The sequence below is a fragment of the Pseudomonas sp. v388 genome, assembly GCF_003935425.1.
GTDB lineage: Bacteria > Pseudomonadota > Gammaproteobacteria > Pseudomonadales > Pseudomonadaceae > Aquipseudomonas.
Genome location: NZ_RHQN01000005.1, coordinates 143571 through 170211 on the forward strand (window position 1 = coordinate 143571; position 26641 = coordinate 170211).

Consider the following 26641-nt stretch of genomic DNA (forward strand, 5'->3'; position numbering starts at 1 on the left):
ATCAACGCACCGCGCTCACCCCGTCCAGCGTCGAGAACGAAGTGTCCTTGGCGGTCAGCAGAAAATCACGCATGTACGGCGCGTCGAGCATATCGGCGCGTATCGCGGCATAAAGCGTCGCGAACAGCCCTTTCTCGCCCAGCCGCTTGCCCTTCACATAGCCTCGCGAACTGTATTCATGCAACGCCCAATGCGGCATGCCGCACACGCCGCGTCCGCTGGCGACCAGTTGCATCATCATCACCGTCAGCTCGGACGTACGCACCTGCGCCGGTTCCATGTCGGCCGGTTCCAGGAAGCGGGTGAAGATATCCAGTCGGTCGCGTTCCACCGGATAGGTGATCAGCGTTTCGCTCAGCAGGTCTTCCGGAACGATATACGGCTTGTTCGCCAGTGGGTGCTGATTGGCGACCGCCAGCATGGCTTCGTAGGTGAACAACGGCACGTAGGTAATGCCGGGCAATTCCAGCGGATCTGAAGTCACCACCAGATCCAGATCGCCCCGTGCCAGTGCAGGTAGTGGCGCGAACGAGAAGCCCGAGGGAAGATCCAGTTCGACCTCCGGCCAGGCGTCGCGGAACTGGTCGATGGTGGGCATCAACCATTGGAAGCAACTGTGACATTCGATCGCCATGTGCAGCCGGCCGGCCGTTCCGCCCGCCAGGCGCGCGATGTCTCGTTCGGCACTGCGCAGTTGCGGCAACATCGAGTCGGCCAATTGCAGCAGGCGTAATCCGGCGCTGGTAAAACGCACCGGCTTGGTCTTGCGCACGAACAGCGGCATGCCCAGCCGCTCCTCCAGCTCCTTGAACTGATGCGACAGCGCCGACTGGGTCAGGTGCAAGCGCTCGGCGGCCTCCACCAGGCTGTCGGCTTCCCGCAGGGCGTGCAGGGTTTTGAGGTGACGTATTTCCAGCACCTTCAGGCTCCATGAATTAAATTTGTGACGAACACGAAAACAATGAGTTTGTCTCATGTTGCTGCGGCTGTCGACAATAGCGCCATCTTTTATGGAGGACGCTGCATGGCCCTGGCCCACAACCTTGGATTTCCGCGCATCGGCGCAGACCGCGAATTGAAGAAAGCCCTGGAAGCGCACTGGAAGGGCGATCTGGACCAGACGGGGTTGCGTGCAGCGGGTCGTGAGTTGCGCGCCGCCCATTGGCAACTGCAGAAGCAAGCGGGCATCGACCTGCTGCCGGTCGGCGACTTCGCCTGGTATGACCAGGTGCTCACTCACTCCCTGACCTTCGGTGTGATCCCCGAGCGCTTTGCCGACGCTACTGATGAGCGCGGGTTGCCGACGCTGGACACCTTGTTCGCCATGGCCCGCGGCGCTGGCGCGTGTTGCGGCAGCAACCACGGTGAAGCCCGGCACGCCCTGGAACTGACCAAGTGGTTCGATACCAACTATCACTATCTGGTCCCGGAGTTCACCCAGGATCAGCGCTTCCGCTTGAGTTGGGAGCAGTTGTTCGAGGAAGTCGAGCAGGCCCATGAGTTGGGTCACCGGGTCAAGCCGGTGCTGATCGGACCGTTGACCTACCTGTGGCTGGGCAAGGCCAAGGGCGAGAGTTTCGACAAGCTCGACCTGTTGGAGCGTCTGCTGCCGGTCTATGGAGAAATTCTCGGCCGACTGGCTGCGGTGGGCGTCGAATGGGTGCAGATCGACGAACCGATCCTGACCCTTGATCTGCCGCAGGACTGGAAAACCGCCTTCGAGCGCGCTTATCACAGCCTGCAGTATTCACCGCTCAAGAAGCTGGTGGCGACTTACTTCGGTGGCCTGGAAGACAACCTCGGCCTGGCGGCGTCGCTGCCGGTAGACGGTTTGCACATTGATTTAGTGCGTGCACCGGAACAACTGGCGGCCGTGCTCGACCGCTTGCCGAGCTATAAGGTGCTGTCGTTGGGCGTGGTCAACGGCCGCAACATCTGGCGCTGCGACCTGGATGCCGCGCTGGCGAGTTTGCGTCAGGCCCATGATCGTTTTGGCGATAACCTCTGGGTAGCAGGTTCGTGCTCGTTGCTGCACAGCCCGGTGGATCTGGGCCGTGAAGACCAGTTGGACCCTGAACTCAAAGGCTGGCTGGCGTTTGCAGTGCAGAAGTGTGGAGAAATCGCCGTTCTCGGTAAGGCCTTGGGCGAGCCGCAGGCTGCTGGAGTCGAAGCTGCCATGGCGCAAAGCCGCGCCGCGCAGGCCAGCCGCAAGCAGTCGCCGCGCATCCACAATCCCAAGGTCCAGGCGCGTCTGGCCTCGATCAGCGCCGACGACCATCAGCGTCGTTCCGGGTTTGCCGAGCGTATCCAGGCGCAACGGGCACGCTTGCAGCTGCCGGCTTTTCCAACCACCACCATCGGTTCGTTCCCGCAGACCTCGGCGATTCGTCTGGCGCGACAGTCCTACAAGCAGGGCAGGTTATCGCTCAACGACTACACCGATGCCATGCGCCACGAAATCCGCCACGCCGTACAAATCCAGGAACGGCTGGGCCTGGACGTGCTGGTCCATGGCGAGGCAGAGCGCAACGACATGGTCGAGTACTTCGCCGAGCAACTGGACGGCTATTTATTCACTCGCTTCGGCTGGGTGCAGAGCTACGGCTCGCGCTGCGTGAAGCCGGCCATCATCTTTGGCGACCTGAGCCGACCCAGGGCAATGACCGTCGACTGGATTCGCTACGCCCAGAGCCTGACCGACAAGACCGTGAAAGGCATGCTCACGGGCCCGGTCACCATGCTGATGTGGTCTTTCCCCCGTGAAGACGCCAGTCGTGAAGTACAGGCGCAGCAGTTGGCGCTGGCGATCCGCGACGAGGTGCTCGACCTGGAACGGGCCGGCATCAAGATCGTGCAGATCGACGAAGCAGCGTTTCGCGAAGGTCTGCCGCTGCGCAAGTCGCAGTGGCAGGATTACCTCGACTGGGCCGTGGCGGCATTTCGGCTGTGTGCGTCGGGCGTGCGCGACGAAACCCAGATCCATACCCACATGTGCTACAGCGAATTCAATGACGTGATTCAGTCGATTGCGAACATGGACGCCGACGTCATCACTATCGAAACCTCGCGTTCGGATATGGAGCTGCTCCAGGCGTTCGAGGCGTTCGACTATCCGAACGACATCGGGCCGGGCGTCTATGACATTCATTCGCCGCGCGTCCCGCAGACCGCCGAAATAGTCGAACTGATCACCAAGGCCGCCAGGCGTATCCCCAGCGAACGCCTGTGGATCAACCCCGATTGCGGCCTCAAGACCCGCAACTGGCCGGAAACCGAAGCGGCGCTGGTCAATATGGTGGCGGCGGCGCGTCAACTGCGCCGGGCCTGAACGCCGGTCGAGGCCGCGGCCCTAAGGTCGCAGGAATACCGCTGATCCCCCTTCATCAAACTGTCACGCAACTGTGGCAGCGCGCTTTGCAAAACATCATCAAACTCGTTGCCTACTGGGGATCTGTTTTTTGGTGTTTTTTCATGCGGGTTTTAATCTTTCTGGCCGCACTTCTGTGCGGCTTGCCGTCTTTTGCGGCCTCTCGTTGCAATGTCGATGTTCCTGTACAAACAGCCGACCTCAAGGACGTCCGACTGGCCTATCAGAGCATCGGCGATGAATCGGACCCTGCGTTGTTACTGGTCATGGGCCTGGGCGGGCAATTGATCCACTGGCCGGATGAAGTGGTTGTCGCGCTGTGCCAGCAGGGTTATCGCGTGGTGCGCTATGACAATCGCGATGTCGGCCTGTCGAGCTGGGTACAACCGCCGGCCGATGCCAACCTGACCTATGAAGTGCTGCGCTACAAGCTTGGCCTGCCGGTGTCCGCGCCGTATTCGCTGACCGACATGGCCGACGATGCCCTGGGCCTGATGGATGCGCTGAAGGTGCGCGAATTCCACGTGCTGGGCGCGAGCATGGGCGGGATGATCGCCCAGCATCTGGCCGACATGGCGCCGCAGCGGGTCGAGAGCCTGACCCTGATCATGACCAGTTCCGGCGCTCAAGGCCTGCCGATGCCGACCGCGGCGCTGATGCAGCTGCTGGCACGCCGTGGCGCGCCCACTCGGGAAGCGGCTCTTGAGCAACAAGCCGACTTGTTGGCCGCATTGGGCAGCCCGCAGGTCAAGGATGACCGCGAGCAACTGCTGCATCAGGCGGCGCTGTCCTACGATCGCGCGTTCAACCCTGAGGGCGTGAAGCGACAGATTCTGGCGATCCTCGCCGAGTCCAGTCGTGTCGAACTGCTCAACCGTTTGCGCCTGCCGGTGCTGGTGGTGCATGGCACGGCCGATCCGCTGTTACCGGTCATGCATGGTGTACACGTGGCAGCCCATGTGCGCGGCAGTCAGCTGCGGCTGATTCCGGGGCTGGCGCATCGTTTCCAGGAGGCGTTCAAGGCGCCGTTGCTGGGCGCTGTGTTGCCCTATCTCAAGGCGCAGCACGAGGACGGTCGTCACGTCGCGCAGTTGTAATGCTCGGTTCTACTGGTTCGTAAACGCCCTATGGCCATGAGAGGGGTGTATCGTGGAGTCTTTGTTTATCGAGCGAGGACGTTATGACCACCCCGTTGAAGATCGATTTCGTTTCCGACATTTCCTGCCCGTGGTGCGTGGTCGGGCTGCGGGCACTGGATCAGGCGCTTGAAGCGCTGGGCGATGAAGTCAGCGCGCAGATCCATTTTCAGCCGTTCGAGCTCAACCCGAACATGCCGGCCGAAGGGCAGGATATCGTCGAGCACATCGCGGAAAAGTACGGTTCCACCCCGGAGCAGATTGAAGCCAATCGAGAAAACATCCGCGCCCGCGGTGCCGAACTGGGTTTCGAATTCGCGGCCGGCGACCGGCGCATCTACAACACTTTCGACGCGCATCGGCTGTTGCATTGGGCCGGGCTGGAAGGCCGGCAGCAGGCGCTGAAGGAAGCGCTGTTCGCCGCTTACTTCTCGGATCTCAAAGACCCGTCCAATCACCGCACCCTGGCCGACATCGCTCAGCGCGTAGGCCTGGACCGGGTGCGTGCCGAGGCGGTTCTGGCGAGCAATGAGTTCGCTGCTGAAGTTCGCGAAGCCGAGCAGCTGTGGGTGTCCCGTGGCGTCAGTTCGGTGCCGACCATCGTGTTCAACGACCAATACGCCGTTTCCGGTGGTCAGCCAGTGGATGTGTTCATGGGTGCGATTCGGCAGATCGTCGGTGAGGCTGGATAAACCCACCGGCGCCGGTACGACACCACATCGTCATCGCCTGAAATTACGTCTTCGCGGACAAGTCCGCTCCTAGGAAAACGGCGCAAGCCTGTAGGGGCAGACCGGACGGCGCTTCGCTTGTCGCGAAGGCGGCGGATCAGGCGATAACGCCAGTCAGCCGTGAAACCGCACCCACGCCATTACCAGTAGCGTGGCGGCCACCAGCCAGGCCACTGCGGCGAGAGCCAGGGACGCTTCCAGGCGCAACCGATCAACCAACAGGTACAGCGCTGCCAGGTACACAAAGTACGGAATGATCGACCACATGCCGAACAGGATGGTTGTCTTCAGATCGTCTATCGAACGAGCCTTGCCAACGATGTAATGCGCGATCAGCGCAAAGGTCGGGAACAGCGGCACCAGCCCCGCGATGTAGTAACTTTTGGTCTTGGCCAATGCGGCAATGACCACCACCACCGCAGCGCCCAACAGGGCCTTGAGTACTAAATCCACGCATCACTCCACATCAAATGACAGCGGCTCAGAGGCCGTATTTCTTGACCTTGTCGAACAGGGTGGTCTTGGCCATGCCCAATTCCTGGCTGGCCTGGCTCAGGTTGCCACCGCTGCGCTGCAAGGCTTCGCTCAGCAGATTCTTCTCGAACGCTTCGACCGCTTCGGCAAAACCCAGACTCTGGTGCTCAAGGCTGGCACCTGATTGCTTGAAGGCCGGCAGGCCCAAGGCATAGCGCTCGGCGACGTTGCGCAACTCACGCACGTTGCCCGGCCAGTCGTGGCTCATCAGGCTGGATTGGGTCTGGCGGTCGAGCACAGGCGGTTCGCGGTCGAAGCGCAGCGACGACAACTGCAGGAAATGCTCGAACAGTTGCAGGATGTCCTCGCGGCGCTCGCGCAGTGGCGGCAGTTCCAGGGTGACCACGTTCAAGCGGTAATACAGGTCGCTGCGAAACTGACTGGCCTTGCTCAATTGATTGAGGTCGGATTTGGTCGCGGCGATGACCCGGCAGTCCACTTCGACACTCTGGTTGGAACCCAGACGCTCAAGCGTGCGCTCCTGCAATACCCGCAGCAGCTTGATCTGCAGGTTGATCGGCATGCTTTCCACTTCATCGAGAAACAACGTGCCGTTGTGCGCGTGCTCGATCTTGCCGATCCGTCGCTTGCCCGCGCCGGTAAACGCATTGGCTTCATGGCCGAATATTTCCGACTCGAACAGGCTTTCCGCCAGCCCGCCGCAATTGAGCGCCACGAACTGATTGGCGCTGCGTCGGCTGAAGTCGTGCAGGCAGCGGGCGACCAGTTCCTTGCCGGTACCGGTTTCGCCTTCGATCAGCACATTCGCCGAGGTGTCCGCGACGTTGGCGATCAACGCACGCAGGTTCTGCATGGCGGGCGAGCGGCCGATGATCTTGCCTTCCAGCGAGTCGCGTTCGGCCAGCTGTTTGCGCAATGCCCAGACTTCCCGCGCCAGCCCGCGTTGCTCAAGAGCGCGGCGTGTGACGTCCACCAGCTTTTCCGGCGAGAAGGGCTTTTCCATGAAGTCATAGGCGCCGTCGCGCATTGCGTTGACCGCCATGGAGATATCGCCGTGCCCGGTGATCAACACCACCGGCAGGCTGCGATCCCGCGCCTTGAGGCGGGTGAGCAGTTCCAGGCCGTCGATGCCGGGCAGCCGAATGTCGCTGATCACGATGCCGGCGAAATTGTCGCCGACCCGCTGGAGTGCTTCCTCGGCGGTGGACACGCCCTCGCTGGCGATATCTTCCAGGGCCAGGGCTTGCTGGCAACCGAGCAGGACATGGGGGTCGTCTTCGACGATCAGGACGGTGAGGTCACTGTTGATGCTCATGGGTAACGCCTCATGTCGGCCCGGCCTGGCGGGGTTGAGTAGGGGAGCCGTCGGTGAACGGCAGACTCAGCACGAACACGGTGCCGACCTCGTTCGCAGGTTCGGCGTTCAGACTGCCGCCTGCCGCAGCGGCCAGACTCGCGGATAACGTCAGGCCCAGCCCAAGCCCTTGCTCACCGGGCTTGGTGGTGAAGAACGGCTCGAAAAGGTGCTTGCGCGCCTCGCTGTCGATGCCATGGCCGTTGTCGCGCACCAGCAATCGATAACGGTCTTCGACGATGGCGCCTTCCAGGCTCAGTTCCGGCAGTGGCTGGGCGGCCATCGCGTCCAGCGCGTTGCCGATCAGGTTGACCAGAATCTGTTCCAGACGGGTCTGGTCGATGCCCAGCGTGGCGTCGGCAAAGTGCTGATGCAGGGTGACGGCCGATTGCTCCAGACGCACGGCCAGCAATTGCAGCGCGGCGTCGACGGCCTTGCTCAGTTGCGCCTGGCCTCGGTCATCGCCACGGCGGGCAAAGGCGCGCAGGCTGGCGGTGATCCGGCCCATGCGATCGACCAGATCGTTGATGGTGCGCAGGTTGGTGCTGGCCACGTCCAGCGCGCCGCGTTCGATAAACCGGACGGTGTTGCCCGACAGCGTGCGCAACGCCGCCAGCGGCTGGTTCAGCTCATGGGCGATGCTGGTCGACATCTGGCCGATGGCAGCCAGTTTGCCGGCCTGGACCAGTTCGTCCTGGGCTTTGCGCAACGTGTCTTCGGCCTGGCGACGTTCGCGGATCTGCGCCTTGAGTCGTTCGTTGCTGGCGCGCAGGTGCTCGGTGCGCTCGGCGATCTTGCGCTCCAGCTCGTTATTGGCCGCCTGCAAGGCTTCGCGCGCGGCGAGGCGAGTGGAGAGCACCTTGCGCCGCTCGTTCCAGGCGATCAGCAAGAACGCCACCAGCGCACAGGCCACGGCCACCAGCATGCCCTGGCTGGCGGCTTCCCGGCGCAGGTCTTCCAGTGGCGTCAGGAGCGTCAGATGCCAGGGTGTGTCGCTCAGTTGGCGAGTCTGGGCCAGATAGCTGACCTGAGTGTGTTCAAGGTCGACACTGACGTTGGCCGGAAAGGTCAGCTTCTCGACGCCCTCGGCCAGGGTTTCCCGCTCCAGCGGTACCAGCTCGTTGAGCGGCCACCAGTAATATTGCAGGCTGCGGGCCAGGCGTTCCTTGATGTCCGCAGTCAGCGGGCGAACCGATTTCAGGCGTCTGGCCGGGTCGCTGGAGAGAATGATGATGCCGTTCTCGTCGCTGACGAATGCCTCCAGACGCGCCCGCTGCCAGCGCTCTTCGAGCGCTTCGAGGCGCACCTTGATTACTGCGACACCGATGATCCGGCCTTTGTCTTCCAGACCGTGGGCCAGGTAATAGCCGGATTCGCCGGTGGTGGTGCCGATCCCGTAGAAACGGCCGGGCAGGCCACGCACCGCGTCCTGAAAATAGGCACGGAAGGACAGGTCTTCGCCTTGATAGCTGTCGGAGTCGCGCCAGTTGCTGGTGGCCAGTACCCGGCCGGTGGTGTCCAGCACATAGATTGCGCGGCTGCGGCTGCGGCGGTTGAGGCCTTCGAGGTAGCCGTTGACCTTGCGCTGCAAATCGCCGGAGGGTGCGTTCAGCAACTGCGAAACGCTGGATTCGAGTTCCAGAACGCTCGGCAGGTAGGTGTATTTGTTGATCTCGCTTTCGACGGTGCGCGCATGCAGTTCCAGCTGCCGTTCACCATTCTCGCTGAGCCCTTTGATGCCGTTACGTTCGCTGACCACATAGGCGGCATAGCCCAGGCCGATCATCAGCAGGAGGATTAGCGGCGGGATGAACAGTTGGCGGATCAGACGAGGTTTCACGGCAAGTGATGGCGGTGCGGCGCGATAGAGAGAGGGGTCGCATTTCATCACAGTCGTCCTTAGCCGAACAGCTACCCGCATCCTGCGGGTAGCTGAGGAAATGTATCTGCGCATCGGTGATGCTGCGTTGCAACCGGGCTCGGAATGCTCATTGACAACCAGTCAACTCCGCTTCCTCGCCCGTCTGCGCCTTGCCTGACCTTCGCTCGACACATTTCGACCGTTTTTAGTGCTGCAGGATCTTGGCGAGGAACTGCTGGGCGCGTTCGGAACGTGCGGTCACGTCGCCGAAGAACTCTTCCTTTTCACAGTCTTCGACGATCTGACCCTTGTCCATGAAGATGACCCGGTTCGCCACTTTACGGGCGAAGCCCATTTCGTGGGTCACGCACATCATGGTCATGCCTTCATGGGCCAGTTGCACCATCACGTCGAGCACTTCGTTGACCATTTCCGGGTCGAGGGCCGAAGTCGGCTCGTCAAACAGCATCACCACCGGGTCCATCGCAAGGGCACGGGCGATCGCCACGCGCTGTTGCTGGCCGCCGGACAGTTGGCCAGGGTGCTTGTTGGCGTGTTCAGACAGGCCGACGCGATCCAGCAGTTGCAGACCCTTCTTGGTCGCCTCTTCCTTGCTGCGCCCCAGGACCTTGATCTGCGCGATGGTCAGGTTTTCCACGATGGTCAGATGCGGGAACAGCTCGAAATGCTGAAACACCATGCCGACCCGCGAGCGTAATTTCGGCAGGTTGGTCTTGGAGTCCGAGATCGAGGTGCCATCGACCACGATGTCGCCTTTCTGGAACGGTTCCAGCGCGTTCACGCACTTGATCAGCGTCGACTTGCCCGAACCGGACGGGCCGCAGACCACTACCACTTCGCCTTTGGCGACCTCGGTGCTGCAGTCGGTCAGTACCTGAAAGTCCCCATACCACTTGTCAACGTTCTTGATGGAAATCATACGGCAAACCTTTTTTGCAGACGCTTGACCAGCAGCGAGGCGGCAAAGCTGATTGTGAAATAGACCAGACCGGCGATGATGAGGAATTCATTGGCGCGACCGATGATGTCGCCACTGGCGCGGGAAGCGTTGAGGAAGTCCACCAGGCCGACGGTGTAGACCAGGGAGGTGTCCTGGAACAGGATGATGCTCTGTTGCAGCAACAGCGGCGTCATCTTGCGGAACGCCTGGGGCAGGATGATCAGGCGCATCATCTGCCCGTAGGTCATGCCCAGCGCCTGGGCGGCGCCCATCTGGCCCTTGGAGATCGACTGCACACCGGCGCGCACGATTTCACAGAAGTACGCGGCTTCGAACATCATGAACGCCACGACGCAGGAGGCGAATGCGCCCACCGGTGTATCTTCGCCGGTGATCCAGCGCAGCACGAACGGCACCGCGAGATAGAACCAGGTGATGACCAGCAGCAGCGGAATCGAGCGAAAGTAGTTCACGTAGGCGCCGGCCACATTGGCCAGCAGCTTGTTCGACGACAGACGCATCAACGCCAGGATGGTGCCGAGCACCAGGCCACCGACCACGCCCAGCGCCATCAGCTTGAGGGTCATGACCATGCCGTTCCACAGGCCGGGAATGGCCGGAACGATACCTGTGAAGTCCATTATTTACCCCCCACGGAAATGAGGCCGGGCACCGCGACTTTCTTCTCGACCATGCGCATCAGCAACATCAGGCTCATGTTCAGGGTGAAGTAGATCAGCGTCGCCAGCGTGAAGGCCTCGAACAGATTCGCGGAAAACTCAGCGGTCTGTTTGGTTTGTGCCAGCAATTCCATCAGGCCGATCAACGACGCCACCGACGAGTTCTTGAACACGTTGAGGAATTCGGAGGTGAGCGGCGGAATGATGATCCGGTATGCCTGGGGCAGCAGCACGTTCCAGTAGATCTGCGGCAGTCGGAAGCCCATGGCGCGAGCGGCCGATTCCTGGCCCTTGGGCAGCGCCTGGATGCCGGTACGCACCTGCTCGCAAACCCGCGCGGCGGTGAACAGGCCCAGACACACCACCACACTCAGGAACGCCGAGGTGGTCGGGTTGAGGTCTTGCTTGTACCACTCCTGCAGGTTTTCAGGCAGCAGGTCGGGCACCAGGAAGTACCAGATGAACAGCTGCACCAGCAGTGGCACATTACGGAAGATTTCCACGTAAGCCGTGGCGATACCCGCTACCAGACGATTCGGCACGGTGCGCATGACACCCAGCACCGAGCCCAGTATCAAGGCGATGATCCAGGCGACGACGGCAATGGCGATGGTCCAGCCCAGACCGGAAATGAACCAGTCCAGATAGGTTTCGCTGCCCACACCGGTGGACTTGAAGAACACGCCCCAGTCCCAGTTGTAATTCATCAGGGTCTCCCCCTCTTGTTGTATCGAAATGCGCGCACGGTCGGGACGCGATTGTGATCAGTCGATCCCGGACGGGCAGGCCGCCCGGGACGCAATCAGAACCTGTCGGCTCAGGCTTTCTTGTCGGGAGCCGGCTTGTCGGTCGGTTCAGCGATCAGCTTCTTGAGTTCGTCGCTCATCGGGAATTGCAGGTTCAGGCCCTTTGGTGGAATCGGCGACTGGAACCACTTGTTGTAGATGGTGTTGATCTCGCCGGACTTGAAGGTCGCCACGATGGCGTCATCCACGGCTTTCTTGAACGGCTCGTCGCCCTTGCGGACCATGCAGCCATAGATTTCGTAGGACTGCGCGGTACCGGTCACGGCCCAGTCTTCCGGCTTCTTGGCCTTGGCCATTTCGCCGGCCAGCAGGGCGTCGTCCATCATGAACGCGACGGCACGACCCGATTCCAGCATCTGGAACGACTCGCCGTGATCCTTGGCCGAGATCACGTTCATGCCCATCTGCTTCTCGGCGTTCATGGCCTTGATGATGCGCTCGGACGTGGTGCCGGCGGTGGTCACGACGTTCTTGCCCTTGAGGTCATCGAAATCCTTGTAGCTGGATTCCTTCTTGGAGAGCAGGCGGGTGCCGATCTCGAAGATACCCACCGAGAAATCGACCTGCTGGCCGCGTTCGGCATTGTTGGTGGTGGAACCGCATTCCACGTCAACGGTGCCGTTCTGCACCAGCGGGATACGGGTCTGGGACGTGACCAGGTTGTAGCGGACATTCAGCTCGGGCATGTCCAGTTCTTTCTTGATGGCTTCGACGATCTTGAGCTGGATGTCGTGGGAATAGCCGACCGGCTTGCCGGATGCGTCAGCGATATAGGAAAACGGGATGGAAGCGTCCCGGTGGCCGAGGGTGATGGTGCCGGACTCTTTGATCTTCTTCAGTGTGCCGGTCAATTCAGCAGCGAAAACTGGAGTGCTAACCAGAGCGGCAGCGATTGCTGCGCCCAACAACTGGGGAACGATGCGCATCGATGAATCCTCGATTTCATTTTTTATTTATCTGGCCGCCATCGGACGGACCACTGCGTAACGCTTCAACGGCGGCCTCACCAGACCCGCCACTGGAGTCGAAGCTGTCGACCAAGAGTGTAGAGCAGAAGTCGTGCCAGACCTGTGCAGATAGCCATGTCGTTGATATATAAAGATAAATTTTCAATGGTGAGTGACCGCACGCGCTGACGGCGTCCGGGAAGCCGAACCTGAAACGCGGTTTCGTTCGGAAAACCGAATGTGGCTGTACCGGTGCCTCAGGTCAGCGGACGGATATCCGACGTCGGCCCAACGAAGGGCCGAACGGCGTCGGAGCACCTGCACAAGTCAGGTCGCGGAAAAATAATCGTGAATGGCGCCGGCACGCCGATGCGGCTCCAGAGGCGAAAATGCGCACCAAATTCATCCGCGGCAACAGTACTTACCGGCCTTCAGCCGCCCTCATAAGGTGCTCTTGCACCATGGCTGTGCTGTGATAATTAGGCATGTGAGCACTCTGAAATTATCACTTGTTCCCCCTCCGTCGGCTGCCCAACATGATTTGAAAGTAGAGCGTTGCAATCATCAGGGCGAACGAAATGAAGGTTAAAAGTTTTCTGCAAAGTCCGACGTTTGTTTTTATCCTTTTGTACCTGGGCTACATGATTTCCTATATCGATCGCACGGCAATATCGCTGGCACTCGCTCATATAGGAAAGGACTTCAATGTCGGCCCGGCGGAACTTGGCATCGTGCTGAGTGCGTTCTACCTGGGTTACGCCGCCATGCAGATTCCGGGTGGCTGGCTGGCCGACCGCTACGGCAGCAAGGTGGTAATCGTTGTCTCCATCGGCCTGTGGTCGTTGTTCACCGTCATGACCGGCCTGGCCTGGTCGCTTGCCTCGCTTTTGATCATCCGTTTCCTGTTCGGCCTGGGCGAAGGCAGTTACCCCTCTTCGGCGATGAAAGGGGTTGCCGAGAACTATCCGCGCGAAGCTCGTCCGAAGATGGCCGGGCTGATGATTTCGTCCAACTACGTCGGCAGTTTCGTCGCACCGCTGATCATTGCACCGCTGATCCTGTGGCTGGGCTGGCGCGACGTCTTTCTCGCCATCGGCCTGTCCGGGATCGTGTTCGCGGTGTTCTATGCGTTCACGGTGCGCCAGGCCGCAGTGGTCGAAGATGACAAGCTCAGCCGTGCGCCGGCCGCCAGGGTCAGCGTCAAAGAACTGCTGCGCATGCCGACGCTGTGGAAGATCGTCATCGTCTGGTTCTGCCTCAGCCTGGTCAACAAAGGGCTGGATGCGTGGATGCCGATGTACCTGCTGACTGCTCGCGGCCTGGATCTTAAAACCGTGGGCATGCTGGTGCCGCTGCCCTTTATTGCCGCCAGTGTGGCCACGGCGATGGGTGGCTGGCTGATGACGCGGTTCTTCGACGGCAAAGAGAAATTCCTGATGATGGGCAGCTGCATCCTGACCGGGGTGTTCGTGTATGGCATGTACAAGGGGCAGAGCACGACTCAGGTGATCGTCTACCAGACCGCCGCCTACTTCTTTAAATCGTTCGTGTTTGCCACGGCGTTCGCGCTGCCGACCAAGATCCTCTCGCAACGCCTGGTCGGAACCGGAATCGGTATGGTCAACTTCGGCGGTCAGGCGGCAGGCTTCGTTTCGCCCATGGTGATCGGCTTTCTGGTTTCGTATTACGACAGTTATGACTCGGCGTTCCTGTTCCTGCTCGGCGCAGTAGCGGTGTCGACCCTGGTCAGCATGACCATCAGCGCGCGCAAGATCCGCGACGTGCAGATGGCCAACGCACACGAGGCCTGATCCGATGACAGCGCTCAACGAGGGCCATACCCGCGGGACGGTTCGACTAAAATGCGACCTTTCGTATTCGGAGAACCACTCGCCCATGAGCGCTCGTATCCTCAGCGAGACCGCCATTCGCTACTTCCTGCAAGTGGTCAACAGCGGCTCCATCAGCGAAGCGGCGGCCAGGCTGCATGTCGTGCCTTCAGCGATCAGCCGCCAGATCAGCCGCCTTGAAAGCGAACTCGACGCACCCTTGTTCGAACGCCAGTCCCGAGGCGTGGCGCTGACCGCCGCCGGTGAACTGTTGGCCGGTTACGCGCGCCGCACGCTGCTGGACGCCGAACAGGTGAGCAACGAAATCAGAGCGCTGCAGAACAACTCCGAATCGCTGATCAAGCTGGCCTGCACCCAGGGATTCGCCTCCCATTGCCTGCCCGACGCGATTGCCAGGTTCCAGGCCGCCGGCATACCGGGCAGCTTCCAGATTCAAGTGGCGTCGGCCCGTGAAGTCACTCGTCTGGTGCGTGAGGCGCAAGTGGATATCGGCTTCTGCTTCAGCCTCGGCGCCGCCAAGGATATCAATGTGGTCTATAGCCAGCCGGCGCCCTTGCTGGCGCTCGTAGCACCGGGCCATCCACTGGCGAGTCGCGGCAGCGTGACGCTCAGTGAAGTCGTCGACTACCCGCTGGCGCTGCCGGGCCCGACGTCGACGTTGCGCGAACTGTTGGACATCTATTGCAGCCGGGCAGGGCTGGTCTACAGAAGCGTTCTGGATACGGAAAACCTGGAAACCTTGGTGCAATTCGCCATCTCCGGGAACGCGGTGACGTTTACCGGAGAATTGTTCGTTCGCCATCGCTTGAAAGCCAATGAGCTCACGGCGCTGAACCTGGCGGAAATTGCCGGCAGTGATCGGGCCATCGAAATTCAAACCCTCGCTCGCCGACAACTTTCACCGACCATGACGCGTTTCATCGAACATATGAAAGCGATTCTTTCCCAGACTGAATAGTTGAACGCGACTGTTCTGTAAAAAGCATGGCTGCCTTCTGAATTAGTTGGTTGTGGCGGGCAGTCACGCGTTCTTATTATTTATTCACTCTTTTTGCGCGAGAACAGTGTCATGCATAACCCCAATGAATTGGCCGACAAAGGCGCGGTAGAACTCAAGTCGCTGCTCGATTCGCGTCAGGTTTCGCCTACTGAAGTTCTTGAGGCGTGCATCTCGCGCATCGAAGCCTACAACCCGAAGATCAACGCCTTCTGCGCCACCTCGTTCGAGCGTGCCCGGGAAGAAGCGCGTGCCGTAGAGCGGGCGATCCTGCGCGGCGAAGAGCGCGGCATGCTCAGCGGCCTGCCGATCGGCATCAAGGATCTGGAAGAAACCGAAGGCGTGCTGACCACCTACGGTTCGCCGCTGTTCCGCTCCAACGTTCCGGCGCAGGACAACGAACTGGTCCGGCGACTGCGTGGGGCCGGCGCGATCGTGGTGGGCAAGACCAACGTGCCGGAAATGGGCGCGGGCGCCAACACCCGCAACCCGGTATGGGGCGCGACCGGCAATCCGTTCAACCCTCGTTTGAACGCCGGTGGTTCCTCGGGTGGAGCGGCTGCGGCGCTGGCGGCCAGCATGGTGCCGCTGTGCAGCGGTTCGGACACCGGTGGATCACTGCGCATTCCCGCCGCCAAATGCGGCATCGTCGGCTTGCGCACTTCGCCGGGCCTGGTCCCCAGCGAACGCAAGTTGCTGGGCTGGACGCCGATTTCCGTGGTCGGGCCAATGGGGCGTGACGTGGCCGATACCTGGCTGCAACTGGCCGCCACCGCCGGCATCGCGCCCAGTGACCCGCTGAGCTACGACTTCGCCATGTCGCCGTCCATGGATGGCTACCAGCCAACGGACCTGTCGCGCCTGCGCGTGGGTTACACCGAAGACTTCGGCGTCTGCGACGTGGACGAGGACATTCGCCGCGTGTTCCGGAACAAGATCGCCAGCCTGAAAGGCGTGTTCGCCAGCTGCGAAGAAGTCGAAATCGACATGCAGCACGCGCATCGCTGCTTCGATGTGGTCCGCGCCGAAGCATTCGTCGGCAGCTTGCAGGCCGCTTATGAAAAGGATCCGGATTCGCTGGGCCCGAACCCGCGCGCCAACTATGAAATGGGCGCACGCATGTCCCTCAAGGATTGCGTCTGGGCCGGTGGCGAGCAGACCCGCATTTTTCGTCGCTTCCAGAAGCTGTTCGGCCAGTACGACCTGATTCTGTCGCCTACCACGCCGGTCTCGGCGTTCCCGTGGGAGCAGCCGTATCTGGAACGCGTCAACGGCGTCGAACTGGAAAACTACTATCGTTGGCTGGCGCTGACCTACGTCGTGACCCTGGCCACCAATCCGGCGCTGTCGATGCCCATGGGCGTGGACCATCTCGGAATGCCGTTCGGCATGCAGGTCATCGGCAGATTCCGTGGCGACCTCGAACTGCTGCTGGCCGCTCAGGCCATCGAAACCCACTGCGAAACCAGTGCCGAACTGCGCCGCCCGCGCCCGGACATGGCCGTATTGGCCCGCAGCGAAGTGGACCTGTGGACACCGGTGACGCACCCGCCGCGGACGCCGGACCAATACAGCAGCGTGACTGATGGCCGCCCGGCGGTCTGACCAACCCGAGACTATTCGCACCGTGGAGAAAGCGCAGTGACCCAGTCTGTTTATGGCAAAAGCCTCGCCGAGTGGAAGCAGGAGTTTGCGCTGCTGGAACCCGTTCTGGCCGGTACCGAAGTCAGTTGGTTCAATCCGCAGATCGCGCCGCTGGCTGATGCGTTGAACGATATCGACCTCACCGCCGAGGATGTGCGTCAGGCCAGTGAACGCTTACGCCGATTCGCGCCGTTTCTGGCCCAGGCGTTCCCGGAAGTGGCTGCCAGCCAAGGCATCATCGAGTCCGAACTGGTCGATGTGCCCGCGTTCGGCGAAGCATTGCGCGCCCGCTACGACGTAGAGCCGCCGGTGCGACTGATGCTGAAAAAGGACAGCCACCTGCCGATCTCCGGGTCGGTCAAGGCGCGCGGCGGCATCTATGAAGTGTTGTTTCATGCCGAGCAACTGGCGATTCGGCATGGTCTGTTGACCGAGTCTGATGACTATCGGCGCCTTGCCGAAGAGCCTTGTCAGGCGCTGTTCCGTTCGCACCAGATCGCGGTGGGCAGCACCGGCAATCTGGGCATGTCGATCGGCATCGCCGGGGCTCGACTGGGCTTTGCCACCACCGTGCACATGTCGGCCGACGCTCGGCAATGGAAGAAAGACAAACTGCGTGCCCACGGCGTGACAGTGGTGGAGTACGCCGGGGATTACGGCCAGGCGGTAGAGCAGGGCAGGGAGCAGGCGCAGAACGACCCGAACTGCCACTTCATCGATGACGAGAACTCCAGAACGCTGTTTCTCGGTTATGCGGTGGCCGGCGAGCGCCTGAAGGCGCAGCTCACCGAGCGCGACATCATGATCGATGCCGAGCATCCATTGTTCGTCTATCTGCCTTGCGGCGTGGGTGGCGGCCCCGGCGGCATCGCGTTCGGCCTGAAGCTGGCGTTCGGAGATCACGTGCATTGCATCTTCGCCGAACCGACCCAGTCGCCCTGCATGTTGATGGGGGTCTACACCGGTCTGCATGATGGCCTGGCGGTTCAGGATTTCGGGATCAGCAACCAAACGGCCGCAGATGGACTGGCGGTCGGCAGGCCGTCGGGGTTCGTCGGGCGTTCGATGCAGCGCATGCTCGACGGCTTTTATACGGTTACCGACGAAGAATTGTTCAGCCTGCTACGGCTGCTGAACGAGACTGAAAACTTGAAGCTGGAGCCGTCCGCGCTGGCTGGCGCGCCGGGGTTCGCTCGCGTGCTTCAGGAAAATCAGGGATATCGCCATCGTCTGGGTATGCCCGGCGGCTTGCCGGCCGGCGCGATTCATCTGGTCTGGGCAACCGGCGGCGGGATGGTGCCGGAAGCAGAGATGAATGCCTATCTGAGCAAAGAGTGAGAGTGCGATGTAAACACTCTGGAAGGGAGCTTGCTGGCGACGCAAACACCGCGATTTGTTGGAACAACCGCGTTGTTGTTCGTCGCCAGCAAGCTCCTTCCCCCATCAGGATCGCCGCTGGTAGCCTGATCAGGCTGCCTGAAACGCCGCCTTGCTGCGCAGTACGGTTTCCAGATAAGCCTGCACCGCCGCCTGTTCTTCCTGGGTCATGAACAGGCCCAGTTTGCTGCGACGCCACAGAATGTCTTCGGCTGTGGTCGCCCATTCCGTGTCGCACAGGTAATCCACTTCACGGGTGTACAGGCCGGCTCCCAGGTGCTGGCCCATGTCTTCCAGACCTTGCACTCCATCCAACAGGCGCAGACTGCGTTGGCCGTAGGTGATCGACCAGCGCTTGGCGATAGGCGCCGGCAACCAGCTGAAGCGGCGGGTCAGTTCGCTGGCCAGTTCCGCAGGCGTGGTCATGTCTTCACCGCCCGGCAACGGCTTGGTCGCGGTCCAGCTTGGCTTCATGTGCTTGAAGTACGGCGCCAGCTGCGCCAGGGCCGATTCGGCCAGCTTGCGGTAGGTGGTCAGCTTGCCGCCGAATACCGAAAGGATCGGCGCTTCTTCACCATTGCCCGACAACGACAGGGTGTAGTCGCGCGTGATCGCCGACGGGTTATCAGACTCGTCATTGCACAACGGACGCACGCCCGAATAGGTATGAATCACATCGTCGCGGGTCAGTTGTTTCTTGAAGTGATCGTTGGCGACCTTCAGTACGTAATCCATTTCCGGCTCAGTGATTTTCACTTTGGCCGGGTCACCCTGGTATTCACGGTCGGTAGTACCGATGATCGTGAAATGTTCCAGATACGGGATGGTGAACACGATGCGCTTGTCTTCGTTCTGCAGAATGAACGCGTTTTCACCCTCATAGAGCTTGGGCACGATCAGGTGGCTGCCCTGAATCAGGCGAATGCCGTATGGCGAGTCCAGCTTGAGGTCTTCGCGAATGAACTTGGCAACCCACGGGCCGGCCGCGTTGACCAAAGCCTTGGCGTGCACGGAGAACAGGCTGCCGTCGTTGCGCTCCATGTGCAGGTGCCACATGCCCTTGATCCGGCGAGCGCTTACACAGCGGGTGCGGGTGTGGATATGGGCGCCGTTTTCACGGGCGGCCATGGCATTGAGCACCACCAGGCGTGCGTCATCCACCCAGCAATCGGAATATTCGAAACCACGGCTGATCGAGGCATTGAGCGGGCTGTCGGCGCCGAACTTCACGGTGCGTGAAGCGGGCAGCTTTTCGCGCTTGCCGAGGTTGTCGTACAAAAACATACCGGCGCGAATCATCCATGCAGGACGCAAGTGCGGACGGTGCGGAAGAATGAAGCGCATCGGCTTGACGATGTGCGGCGCTTTGGCAAGCAGAACTTCGCGCTCGGCCAGTGCCTCACGCACCAGGCGGAATTCGTAGTGCTCCAGATAGCGCAGGCCACCGTGAATCAGCTTGCTGCTGGCCGAGGACGTGTGGCTGGCCAGATCGTCCCTCTCGCACAGGAACACAGACAGGCCGCGACCGGATGCATCGGCGGCAATCCCGACACCATTGATCCCGCCACCGATAACGGCGATGTCGTAAACCTCGGAAAGGGGCGGTGTAGGCACGGTAGCTTGGGGCATCTGGAAGCCTCCTGACTTATTCTTGAGCGCGGCTCGAAAGGCGAAACCGAACATTAATGTTCATTTTCGAAAATCATAGCGCAATAAAAACCAGTCTGCCAGCCGGGATTGATTGAAATTACTGATGATGAAAACACAAAACAACAAAAGTGAACATTGTAGGGCGAGGGTTGTCGCGTGCTTGCAAGAGCCCGGATGCGCCGGCCCCTGTAGGCGCCGCCCGCTCCTACAGGTATTGGGGCGCTATACGACCTCCAACCGAATCTTGTTCTGCGCCAGCAACGCTTGCAGCGCGGGCACCGGAGGTTGATCGGTGACCAGGCAATCGATCAGGGTGATCGGCCCCAGGCGCACCATGGCGTTGCGGCCGAATTTGCTGGAGTCCGCTGCCAGCAAAACCTGGCGGGCGTTGGCGATGATCGCCTGGGAAACCCGCACTTCCTGATAATCGAAATCCAGCAGGCTGCCGTCTTCGTCTATTCCGCTGATGCCCACCAGTGCGAAATCCACCTTGAACTGCGTGATGAAGTCGACGCTCGCCTGGCCGACGACGCCGCCGTCACGTCGCACGACACCGCCTGCCAGCAACACTTCGAAGTCATCCTTGGCGCTCAGGATCGAGGCCACGTGCAGGTTGTTGGTGATGATTTTCAGGTTGCTGTGGTTAAGCAGGGCGCGAGCAATGGATTCGGTGGTGGTGCCGATATTGATGAACAGCGAGGCGTGATCGGGGATTTGCGCGGCAATCGCTTCGGCGATGCGCTGCTTTTCGTCGCGCATCTGATCCGCGCGCATGGCATAGGCGGTGTTCTCGATGCTTGAGTCATAGGCCGCGCCGCCGTGGTAGCGGCGCAGCAGGTTCATTTCCGCGAGCTGATTGATGTCTCGGCGGATCGTCTGGGGGGTCACGACGAACAGCGTCGCCATTTCCTCGATGCTGACGTAGCCGCGGTCGCGGACCAGTTCGAGGATCTGTTGTTGGCGGGGAGGCAGGTTCATTGTTTTTCCTTGGGCGCCCTCTATAAACGGCACCCATGATGCCGCAGGACCCGATGCCTGTCAGCCCGAATCCTGCCCCGCGCCGCCCGTGCGGACTTACTCTTCGTTTTCGTGCGGTTCCCAGTCGCGGGTGCGCGCCACGGCCTTCTGCCAGCCGGCGTACATTTTTTCCTTCTCGGCGTCGCCACACTGCGGTTCGAAAACGCGCTCGATCACGGCCTTGTCGCGCAACTCATCCAGGCTGCTCCAGAACCCGATTGCCAGACCGGCCAGGAAAGCCGCGCCCAGCGCAGTGGTCTCACGCATTTGCGGACGCTCGACCTGAGTGCCGAGAATGTCGGCCTGGAACTGCATCAGGAAGTTGTTGGCTACCGCGCCGCCGTCCACGCGCAGCGACTTGAGGCGTTCGCCGGAGTCCTGCTGCATGGCGTCCAGCACGTCGCGGGTCTGGTAGGCGATGGATTCCAGCGCCGCACGGATGATGTGATCGACTTTCACGCCGCGGGTCAGGCCGAACAGGGCACCACGGGCATACGGGTCCCAGTACGGAGCGCCCAGACCGGTGAAGGCCGGTACCAGGTACACGCCGTTGCTGTCCTTCACTTTGCTGGCGAAGTACTCGGTGTCCAGCGCGTCGTTGACCAGCTTGAGTTCGTCACGCAGCCACTGCACGGTCGAGCCACCGTTGAATACTGCGCCTTCCAGTGCGTAAGCGACTTCGCCACGCGGGCCGCAACCGATGGTGGTCAGCATGCCGTGGGCAGAGGTCACGGCTTTCTTGCCGGTGTTCATCAGCAGGAAACAGCCGGTGCCGTAGGTGTTCTTCGCCTGGCCGGGCTCCACGCACATCTGACCGAACAGCGCCGCCTGCTGGTCACCGGCGATGCCGGCAATCGGGATACCGCTCTTGCTGTGACCGTAGACTTCCGAAGACGCCTTGACTTCGGGCAGCAGCTCGCGCGGAACGTCCAGCAGGTCGAGCATGCGCTGGTCCCATTCCAGCGTGTGGATGTTGAACAACATGGTGCGCGACGCGTTGGTGTAATCGGTAACGTGAACCTTGCCACCGGTGAATTTCCAGATCAGCCAGGTATCGATGGTGCCGAACATCAGCTCGCCCTTGCGGGCGCGCTCGCGGCTGCCTTCGACGTTGTCCAGAATCCACTTGACCTTGGAGCCGGAGAAGTACGGGTCGATGACCAGGCCGGTGGTGTCCTTGATGTACTGCTCGTGGCCGTCGCGCTTGAGTTGCTGGCAGATCTCGGTGCTGCGGCGGCACTGCCAGACGATGGCGTTGTAGATCGGGCGGCCGGTGTCCCGCTCCCAGATCACAGTGGTTTCACGCTGGTTGGTGATACCGATGGCGGCGATCTGGTTGTGGTGCAGGTCGGCCTGGGCCAGCGCTTTGGTCATGCAGGCGGTCTGGGTAGCGAAGATCTCCATCGGGTCGTGCTCGACCCAGCCGGCCTGCGGATAATGCTGTACGAATTCGCTTTGCGCCGTGCTGACCACGTTGGCATCGCGGTCGAAGATGATGGCGCGCGAACTGGTAGTGCCCTGGTCAAGAGCAATGATGTAGTTCTTGTTCTGAGTGTCTGTCATGTCGATTGCCTTGCTTGAAAGGGTGGAATTCAGGATGAAGCCGAGACTTTGCCGCGCGCAACACCGGCATCTTTTTCACGTTCAACGGGCACAGCGCCGGGCAGGTGACGCGAGAACATGCGGTACCCGGCTGCACCCAGGCAGGCGCCCAGGATCGGCGCAAAGACTGGAACCAGGAAATAAGGTATGTCGCGTCCACCGGTGAACGCTACTTCGCCCCAGCCCGCGATGAATATCATCAATTTTGGACCAAAATCCCGGGCCGGGTTCATGGCGAAACCGGTCAGCGGCCCCATCGAAGCACCGATCACGGCGACCAGCAAGCCGATCAGCAGCGGCGCCATGGCTCCGCGTGGCAGGCCGTTCTTGTCATCACCGATTGCCATGATCACGCACATCAGAATGGTGGTGATGACGACTTCGACAAGAAACGCCTGGCCAACGGAAATCGCCGCATTCGGGTAGGTGGTGAACGCCGATGCAAGCTCGAGGCTCTCGACGCTGCCGCGAACCATTTGGTGCGCATGTTCGAACTCGAAAAACAGGCTGATATACAGAAGGTATACAAGCCCTGCGCCACAGAACGCGCCTGCGACCTGAGCCGAAATATAGAAAGGCAGTTTTCTTTTTTCAAAGCCTGCGAACAAAGCCAGCGCAATGCTGACCGCAGGATTGAGGTGAGCCCCGGAAACGCCGGCGCTCAGGTAGATCCCCATGCTGACCGCCAATCCCCAGATAATGCAGATTTCCCAGAGACCGAACGTGGCGCCCGCGACCTTGAGCGCTGCAACGCACCCCGTGCCGAAGAAAATCATCAGTGCCGTGCCCAGGAATTCGGCCAGGCACTGGCCACCCAACGTCGGTTGTCGTAACGCAATAGTCATGGAAACCTCGATTTTTGTATTTTTTGTCGGCACCGAATGCATAGCTGGCGCTCATTTCTTCCGTACCGGGAAAACCCCATTCCCGACCGGTTGTAAGACCCGTCCTACGTTTTTTGGTTTCAGTCAGATCTTCGCAAACGAAAAAATATAGACAAGAAAGAACCCTGTCAAAGGTCGGAACTGAACAGTCAGGCGTATTCTGCCGACACGCGGGCGCTTCGTCATGACTGTTCTGTAAGAAATTACTTATCCAGTTGCGAAGGCCGCATGCCCGAGAGCGGCGTGGATCAAGGCACGGCCAGTTGAATCGCTTAAGATAGCCGCCGCCCTAATCGCCAGGAGTGACGCATGACACCCGCTTTGGACTTGCTGAAAAAAGTTCGCGCCGAACACCGAATACACAGTTACGAACATGACCCGAAAGCAGCGTCCTATGGGCTGGAGGCTGTCGAGAAGCTGGGGCTGGAAGCGGCTCGGGTGTTCAAGACGCTGCTGGCCGCCTCTGAAAAGGGTGAGCTGCTGGTCGCCGTGGTGCCGGTCGCCGGCACGCTGGACCTCAAGGCCCTGGCACAGGCAGCGGGCGTGAAGAAAACCGAAATGGCCGACCCGGCCGCTGCGCAGCGTTCCACCGGCTACCTGCTGGGCGGCATCAGCCCGCTGGGGCAAAAGAAACGCCTGCGCACCTTTATCGATCAGAGCGCGCAGCCGTTTCAGACCGTTTTTGTGAGTGCCGGCAGGCGCGGACTGGAAGTGGAGTTGTCAGCCGCCGTGCTGGCGGAACACACCAGGGCTGTGTTTGCGCCGATAGGAAGGGCCTGACGCGCGCATCACACAGATACCGTAGGAGCGACCTTGGTCGCGAAGACTTATTGTCAGGCGATACATCTGCATGGAATGTACTGACCTTTTCGCCAGCAAGCTGGCTCCTGCAGAAAAAGTGCTGTGTCAGAGGTGGCTGCTATGCGCCGCCACACTGCCCGCCGCAGGGAACAGCACCAGATGGTCAGCCGCTACGCGGATGCCGACGTCTTCTCCCGCCATGTGGTCAGCATGGCTGGGGAAGATGGCTTCCAGCTCGCTGCCGGTCGGCAGTTGCAGCCGATACAGGGTCGCCGCGCCCTGGAAGGTTCGCCCCAATACTCGCGCCTTGAGATCGCTGTTCGGCTCATGAACGATGTCGTCCGGGCGCAGCAGCACGTCCACGGCACTGCCGCGAACGCCGGGGTACGCACGATTGCCGCGCAGTACGCCCAGCTCGGTCTGCACCGACTCCGGGTCGATCAACTGGCCGCGAATGAAGTAGCCCTGGCCGACGAAGCTGGCTACGAACGGAGTCAGAGGTTCGTGATAGAGGTTGTATGGCGTATCCCATTGTTCGAGTCGACCTTCCTTGAACACGCCCACATGGTCGCTGACCGCAAAGGCTTCTTCCTGGTCGTGGGTGACCAGGATGGCGCTGGTGCCGCGCGCTTTGAGAATGTCGCGTACTTCATGGCTCAGGCGTCGGCGCAGCTCACCATCCAGATTGGAGAACGGCTCATCGAGCAATAGCAGTTGCGGTTCCGGGGCCAGGGCACGTGCAAGGGCGACACGCTGTTGCTGGCCGCCGGACAACTCATGGGGAAAACGCTGCCCTAGGGTCTTGAGGTTGACCAACTCCAGCAACTCTTCGGTGATCTGGCGCAGACGTGGATGTTTGCGGATCCCGAAGCTGATGTTCTGGGCGACGCTCAGGTGCGGAAACAGCGCGTAGTCCTGAAACACCATGCCGATCCGGCGCTTCTCGGGCGCCAGGGTGTAGCCGGGGCGGGAAATGACCTCGCCGGCCAGGGTGATGTCACCGGCGTGAACCGGCTCGAAGCCTGCGATGGCGCGCAGCGTGGTCGTCTTGCCGCACCCCGAGGAACCCAGCAGGCAACCGATGTCGCCTGCGTTGAGGTGCAGGTTCAAGTCCTGCACCACGCGCTGATCCTGGTAGCCGCAGGCGAGATTGCGCAGGTTCAGCAGCAACCTGGTCATGCTGGCTGGCTTGGCGCGACGAGAAATTCCAGCAGCGCCTTTTGCGCGTGCAGGCGGTTCTCGGCCTGATCCCATGCCACCGAGCGCGGGTCGTCGAGCAGATCCTCGCTGATTTCCTCGCCACGGTGCGCAGGCAGGCAATGCATGAACAGGACATCCTCGGCTGCAAGATCCAGCAGGGCGCGGGTCACCTGAAACGGTGCGAACAGCGCCATGCGCTTGGCCGTCTCTTCTTCCTGGCCCATTGAGGTCCAGACGTCGGTGCTGACCAGATGCGCGCCGGCGACGGCCGCTTTTGGATCGCGGACCACGGTGACCCGATCGCCGGCCAAGGCCAGGAATTCAGGGTTGGGTTCGTAGCCGAGGGGGCAAGCCACGCGCAGCTGGAAGTCGAAGCGAATCGCCGCTTCTATATAGCTGTTGCACATGTTGTTGCCGTCGCCGATCCAGGCAACGGTCTTGCCCTTGATCGCGCCGCGATGTTCCAGGTAGGTCTGCATGTCGGCCAGCAGCTGGCAGGGGTGCAGGTCGTCGGACAGGCCATTGATTACCGGCACCCGCGAATTGGCGGCGAATTCGGTCAGGTTGGCATGGGCGTAGGTACGGATCATTACCGCATCGAGCATCCGCGACATGACCTTGGCACTGTCGGCAATCGGCTCACCGCGACCCAGTTGGGTGTCGCGGTGGGACAGAAAGATGGCCTGGCCGCCCAAGTGGATCATGCCGGCTTCGAAGGAAAGACGGGTACGTGTCGAGGATTTCTCGAAGATCATCCCCAGCACCCGATTCTTCAAGGGTTCAAAAAGCACGCCGCGATTTCGCAGGTCTTTGAGCTCTACGCCACGACGAATCAAGCCCAGCAGCTCGTCTGGGGTGTAATCCATCATCGAGAGAAAGTGCCTGGCGTTCATGATTAACTACCTTTTTTGCAACAGACCGCAGGTTCTGAAAGCCGGTTTATATCGGGAAACGGGCCTGACCTGCGGCGAAAGCCGCGTTGAGCGACGAATAAGGGAGGCGCGATAGTATAAAAAAATGTCGCCTCTTACCAATACATGCGTGTTTTCACAGAAAGTGCCTGGAACCTGGCGTAAGCGCACGAGACACGATCTGGCGATAGCTGCGCGGCAGAGCTGCCGCACGAATGGCAGGCCAATAGCCAGCGCCATGAATCCGCAAGCGAGCATTTGTACACTGCGTGCACCGCCATTGGCAATTAGTGCCGATCCTGCAACAGTCCACGACCCGCCGTGCAGATGCGACACACTTCACGCTGATGACACTTCGCCAGTTTCATTA

Annotated in this window: 22 protein-coding genes; 8 read left to right on the plus strand and 14 right to left on the minus strand. The window is 60.8% G+C overall.

The genetic code is table 11. The features are described 5' to 3' along the window. Window position 1 precedes the first annotated feature (1 nt). Complete coding sequence (gene metR / locus EGJ27_RS13475) at window positions 2–919, minus strand: transcriptional regulator MetR (RefSeq protein WP_125831241.1); 918 nt, start codon at window positions 917–919, stop codon at window positions 2–4. 105 nt (window positions 920–1024) lie between these two features. On the opposite strand from metR, the gene metE reads away from it, so the two are divergent. From metE to EGJ27_RS13490, 3 genes are all read left to right on the plus strand, one after another. Then, window positions 1025–3328, plus strand: coding sequence for a 5-methyltetrahydropteroyltriglutamate--homocysteine S-methyltransferase (gene metE / locus EGJ27_RS13480; protein ID WP_125831242.1), 2304 nt, complete (start codon window positions 1025–1027; stop codon window positions 3326–3328). Window positions 3329–3471: 143 nt separating this feature from the next. Continuing rightward, complete coding sequence (locus tag EGJ27_RS13485) at window positions 3472–4464, plus strand: alpha/beta fold hydrolase (RefSeq protein ID WP_125831243.1); 993 nt, start codon at window positions 3472–3474, stop codon at window positions 4462–4464. A gap of 83 nt (window positions 4465–4547) precedes the next feature. After that, window positions 4548–5195 (plus strand): DsbA family oxidoreductase, encoded by a 648-nt coding sequence (locus EGJ27_RS13490; RefSeq protein ID WP_125831244.1) that lies wholly within the window; start codon window positions 4548–4550, stop codon window positions 5193–5195. A gap of 153 nt (window positions 5196–5348) precedes the next feature. Here EGJ27_RS13490 and EGJ27_RS13495 read toward each other — a convergent pair whose 3' ends face one another. The 7 genes from EGJ27_RS13495 to EGJ27_RS13525 form a co-directional block, all read right to left on the minus strand. Next, window positions 5349–5687 carry a GlpM family protein gene (locus EGJ27_RS13495; RefSeq protein WP_125831245.1) on the minus strand — a complete coding sequence of 113 codons (339 nt, stop codon included), beginning with the start codon at window positions 5685–5687 and terminating at the stop codon, window positions 5349–5351. A gap of 28 nt (window positions 5688–5715) precedes the next feature. Then, complete coding sequence (locus EGJ27_RS13500; RefSeq protein ID WP_125831246.1) at window positions 5716–7044, minus strand: sigma-54 dependent transcriptional regulator; 1329 nt, start codon at window positions 7042–7044, stop codon at window positions 5716–5718. Window positions 7045–7054: 10 nt separating this feature from the next. After that, the gene (locus EGJ27_RS13505; protein WP_125831247.1) at window positions 7055–8971 is read right to left on the minus strand and encodes an ATP-binding protein; all 1917 of its coding nucleotides are present in this window, start codon (window positions 8969–8971) and stop codon (window positions 7055–7057) included. A 178-nt stretch (window positions 8972–9149) separates the two neighbouring features. Next, window positions 9150–9884: an amino acid ABC transporter ATP-binding protein gene (locus EGJ27_RS13510; protein ID WP_125831248.1), complete on the minus strand. Its 735-nt coding sequence runs from the start codon at window positions 9882–9884 to the stop codon at window positions 9150–9152. Then, window positions 9881–10549: an ABC transporter permease subunit gene (locus EGJ27_RS13515; protein ID WP_177523034.1), complete on the minus strand. Its 669-nt coding sequence runs from the start codon at window positions 10547–10549 to the stop codon at window positions 9881–9883. The genes EGJ27_RS13510 and EGJ27_RS13515 overlap by 4 nt, the downstream gene beginning before the upstream one ends. Next, on the minus strand, window positions 10546–11292 hold the full coding sequence (locus tag EGJ27_RS13520; RefSeq protein ID WP_125831250.1) for an amino acid ABC transporter permease: 747 nt from the start codon (window positions 11290–11292) through the stop codon (window positions 10546–10548). The genes EGJ27_RS13515 and EGJ27_RS13520 overlap by 4 nt, the downstream gene beginning before the upstream one ends. Before the next feature lie 110 nt (window positions 11293–11402). Beyond that, window positions 11403–12317 (minus strand): glutamate/aspartate ABC transporter substrate-binding protein, encoded by a 915-nt coding sequence (locus EGJ27_RS13525; RefSeq protein ID WP_125831251.1) that lies wholly within the window; start codon window positions 12315–12317, stop codon window positions 11403–11405. A gap of 599 nt (window positions 12318–12916) precedes the next feature. On the opposite strand from EGJ27_RS13525, the gene EGJ27_RS13530 reads away from it, so the two are divergent. The 4 genes from EGJ27_RS13530 to dsdA all read left to right on the plus strand — a co-directional run bounded on the left by EGJ27_RS13530 (window position 12917) and on the right by dsdA (window position 18167). Beyond that, complete coding sequence (locus tag EGJ27_RS13530; protein ID WP_125831252.1) at window positions 12917–14149, plus strand: MFS transporter; 1233 nt, start codon at window positions 12917–12919, stop codon at window positions 14147–14149. 85 nt (window positions 14150–14234) lie between these two features. After that, window positions 14235–15146, plus strand: coding sequence for a LysR family transcriptional regulator (locus EGJ27_RS13535; RefSeq protein WP_125831253.1), 912 nt, complete (start codon window positions 14235–14237; stop codon window positions 15144–15146). Window positions 15147–15257: 111 nt separating this feature from the next. Continuing rightward, window positions 15258–16790: an amidase gene (locus EGJ27_RS13540; RefSeq protein ID WP_125831254.1), complete on the plus strand. Its 1533-nt coding sequence runs from the start codon at window positions 15258–15260 to the stop codon at window positions 16788–16790. A gap of 36 nt (window positions 16791–16826) precedes the next feature. Beyond that, window positions 16827–18167, plus strand: a complete 1341-nt coding sequence (gene dsdA, locus EGJ27_RS13545; RefSeq protein ID WP_125831255.1) for a D-serine ammonia-lyase — start codon at window positions 16827–16829, stop codon at window positions 18165–18167. A gap of 129 nt (window positions 18168–18296) precedes the next feature. On the opposite strand, the gene glpD is transcribed toward dsdA, so the two are convergent. From glpD to EGJ27_RS13565, 4 genes are all read right to left on the minus strand, one after another. Beyond that, a complete protein-coding gene (gene glpD, locus EGJ27_RS13550) occupies window positions 18297–19835 on the minus strand; it encodes a glycerol-3-phosphate dehydrogenase (protein WP_125831256.1) in 1539 nt (512 codons plus the stop codon). A 243-nt stretch (window positions 19836–20078) separates the two neighbouring features. After that, complete coding sequence (locus tag EGJ27_RS13555) at window positions 20079–20834, minus strand: DeoR/GlpR family transcriptional regulator (protein WP_125831257.1); 756 nt, start codon at window positions 20832–20834, stop codon at window positions 20079–20081. 96 nt (window positions 20835–20930) lie between these two features. Beyond that, on the minus strand, window positions 20931–22436 hold the full coding sequence (gene glpK, locus EGJ27_RS13560) for a glycerol kinase GlpK (RefSeq protein ID WP_125831258.1): 1506 nt from the start codon (window positions 22434–22436) through the stop codon (window positions 20931–20933). Between the two features lie 29 nt (window positions 22437–22465). After that, a complete protein-coding gene (locus EGJ27_RS13565) occupies window positions 22466–23320 on the minus strand; it encodes an MIP/aquaporin family protein (RefSeq protein WP_125831259.1) in 855 nt (284 codons plus the stop codon). A gap of 348 nt (window positions 23321–23668) precedes the next feature. On the opposite strand from EGJ27_RS13565, the gene ybaK reads away from it, so the two are divergent. Beyond that, window positions 23669–24139 (plus strand): Cys-tRNA(Pro) deacylase, encoded by a 471-nt coding sequence (ybaK, locus tag EGJ27_RS13570; RefSeq protein ID WP_125831260.1) that lies wholly within the window; start codon window positions 23669–23671, stop codon window positions 24137–24139. A gap of 126 nt (window positions 24140–24265) precedes the next feature. Here ybaK and EGJ27_RS13575 read toward each other — a convergent pair whose 3' ends face one another. After that, entirely contained in the window at window positions 24266–25339 is a 1074-nt protein-coding gene (locus tag EGJ27_RS13575) for an ABC transporter ATP-binding protein (protein WP_125831261.1), read from the minus strand. Continuing rightward, window positions 25336–26253 carry an ornithine carbamoyltransferase gene (gene argF / locus EGJ27_RS13580; RefSeq protein WP_125831262.1) on the minus strand — a complete coding sequence of 306 codons (918 nt, stop codon included), beginning with the start codon at window positions 26251–26253 and terminating at the stop codon, window positions 25336–25338. Before argF ends, EGJ27_RS13575 begins: the two co-directional genes overlap by 4 nt. Window positions 26254–26641 lie beyond the last annotated feature (388 nt).

Coding starts and splice junctions, on each gene's coding strand:
- metE (WP_125831242.1), top strand. CDS start 1,025: ATGGCCCTGGCCCACAACCTTGGATTTCCGCGCATCGGCGCAGACCGC.
- EGJ27_RS13485 (WP_125831243.1), top strand. CDS start 3,472: ATGCGGGTTTTAATCTTTCTGGCCGCACTTCTGTGCGGCTTGCCGTCT.
- EGJ27_RS13490 (WP_125831244.1), top strand. CDS start 4,548: ATGACCACCCCGTTGAAGATCGATTTCGTTTCCGACATTTCCTGCCCG.
- EGJ27_RS13500 (WP_125831246.1), bottom strand. CDS start 7,044: ATGAGCATCAACAGTGACCTCACCGTCCTGATCGTCGAAGACGACCCC.
- EGJ27_RS13505 (WP_125831247.1), bottom strand. CDS start 8,971: ATGAAATGCGACCCCTCTCTCTATCGCGCCGCACCGCCATCACTTGCC.
- EGJ27_RS13510 (WP_125831248.1), bottom strand. CDS start 9,884: ATGATTTCCATCAAGAACGTTGACAAGTGGTATGGGGACTTTCAGGTA.
- EGJ27_RS13520 (WP_125831250.1), bottom strand. CDS start 11,292: ATGAATTACAACTGGGACTGGGGCGTGTTCTTCAAGTCCACCGGTGTG.
- EGJ27_RS13525 (WP_125831251.1), bottom strand. CDS start 12,317: ATGCGCATCGTTCCCCAGTTGTTGGGCGCAGCAATCGCTGCCGCTCTG.
- EGJ27_RS13530 (WP_125831252.1), top strand. CDS start 12,917: ATGAAGGTTAAAAGTTTTCTGCAAAGTCCGACGTTTGTTTTTATCCTT.
- EGJ27_RS13535 (WP_125831253.1), top strand. CDS start 14,235: ATGAGCGCTCGTATCCTCAGCGAGACCGCCATTCGCTACTTCCTGCAA.
- EGJ27_RS13540 (WP_125831254.1), top strand. CDS start 15,258: ATGCATAACCCCAATGAATTGGCCGACAAAGGCGCGGTAGAACTCAAG.
- glpD (WP_125831256.1), bottom strand. CDS start 19,835: ATGCCCCAAGCTACCGTGCCTACACCGCCCCTTTCCGAGGTTTACGAC.
- EGJ27_RS13555 (WP_125831257.1), bottom strand. CDS start 20,834: ATGAACCTGCCTCCCCGCCAACAACAGATCCTCGAACTGGTCCGCGAC.
- glpK (WP_125831258.1), bottom strand. CDS start 22,436: ATGACAGACACTCAGAACAAGAACTACATCATTGCTCTTGACCAGGGC.
- EGJ27_RS13565 (WP_125831259.1), bottom strand. CDS start 23,320: ATGACTATTGCGTTACGACAACCGACGTTGGGTGGCCAGTGCCTGGCC.
- ybaK (WP_125831260.1), top strand. CDS start 23,669: ATGACACCCGCTTTGGACTTGCTGAAAAAAGTTCGCGCCGAACACCGA.
- EGJ27_RS13575 (WP_125831261.1), bottom strand. CDS start 25,339: ATGACCAGGTTGCTGCTGAACCTGCGCAATCTCGCCTGCGGCTACCAG.
- argF (WP_125831262.1), bottom strand. CDS start 26,253: ATGAACGCCAGGCACTTTCTCTCGATGATGGATTACACCCCAGACGAG.